The following is a 1,253-nucleotide window of genomic DNA, read 5'->3' as shown; positions in this document are numbered from 1 at the left end:
GAACTATCGGCTTGGTAGTCGGAGTGCTGCAGCCTCCGCGGGAGTTCCTGATTGCGGTTGGCGGCGCTGTTGCTGTTGCCTTGGGCTTCGCCCTGAAAGACATTGTTGCCTCGCTGGTAGCTGGCATTCTGCTGTTATTTGATCGCCCGTTTCGGGTGGGTGATCGGGTAACGTTCGGTGACACCTACGGCGAGATCGTATCCATCGGCCTGCGCACCGTGCGTCTGGTTACTCTGGATGACAATCTGGTCACCATCCCCAACTCCCGGTTTATCACTGATGTGGTTGCTTCCGGCAATGCTGGCGAACTGGACATGATGGTGGTGACGGATTTCCATGTGTCGCTGCAGGCGGATCTGGAAAAGGTGCGTAAGTTAATAGAAGAGGTGGTGGTAACGAGTCGATATGCCTACCTTAAAAAGCCCGTCAGCTTCGCTATTGAGGAAGTTGAAGTTGCACGAACACTGGGCATCCGCATGCGTACCAAGGCTTATGTGCTTGATATGCGCTACGAGAAAGAGTTTCAAAGTGATCTGGTCATGCGTGTCAGCCAGATGTTTAAAGCCCATGGCATTGTCCGACCTCACCCCAGATGCTCAGAGCCTGATATCGACTTGACAGATTGAACCAGATGGGAGCCTAACCGAGGAGGCCTTTATGACTATTCGATCCATTTTCCTCGCCGCTGTCATGCTGCTTTTGAGTGCATGCGGCAACGCCGACACCAGCGCCACCGGTACGTCACTCAAGTTCAACAGCGAAACGCTGGTATCCGGCCTTGAACACCCTTGGTCGCTGGCCTTTCTTCCGGATCGCGAAATTCTGGTAACAGAGAGGCCGGGGCGGCTGCGCCGTATCGTCAATGGTCAACTAGACGAGAAACCTGTTTCAGGTGCGCCAAAGGTCGCCGTACATGGTCAAGGCGGCATGCTCGACATTCTTCTCCACCCGGCGTTTGCGGAGAATCGTCTGGTGTATCTGAGCTATGCCCTACCCTGCCCGGATGGCGGCAACACCACCGCGGTTGGCCGTGGAGAATACCGTGACGGCGCGCTGCATAATTTCAAACAGGTTATCGCCAGCCGTGCCTGCGGAGACAAGGGTCAGCACTATGCCGGACGGATGTTGTTTGATCAGCAGGGCTATTTGTATCTGAGCATAGGTGATCGCGGTGAGCGGGATCGCGCGCAAAATGGCAAGGATCATGCTGGCAGCATTTTACGCCTGCATGATGATGGCAGCATTCCGCAGGA

2 protein-coding genes are annotated in these 1,253 nt (G+C 55.1%); both read left to right on the top strand.

The features are described from left to right. Positions 1-626 (top strand): mechanosensitive ion channel family protein (locus J1C54_RS16255; protein ID WP_229149994.1); only part of this gene is annotated, 626 nt, incomplete at its 5' end. A 31-nt stretch (positions 627-657) separates the two neighbouring features. After that, positions 658-1,253, top strand: a 596-nt coding sequence (locus J1C54_RS16250; protein ID WP_229149993.1) for a PQQ-dependent sugar dehydrogenase, incomplete at its 3' end; no start/stop codon positions are given.

Source organism: Alcanivorax sp. 1008, assembly GCF_020667895.1.
Lineage (GTDB): Bacteria > Pseudomonadota > Gammaproteobacteria > Pseudomonadales > Alcanivoracaceae > PGZG01.
The sequence above is the reverse complement of the archived record's forward strand: the minus strand, read 5'-3'. Positions and strand labels throughout refer to the sequence as shown.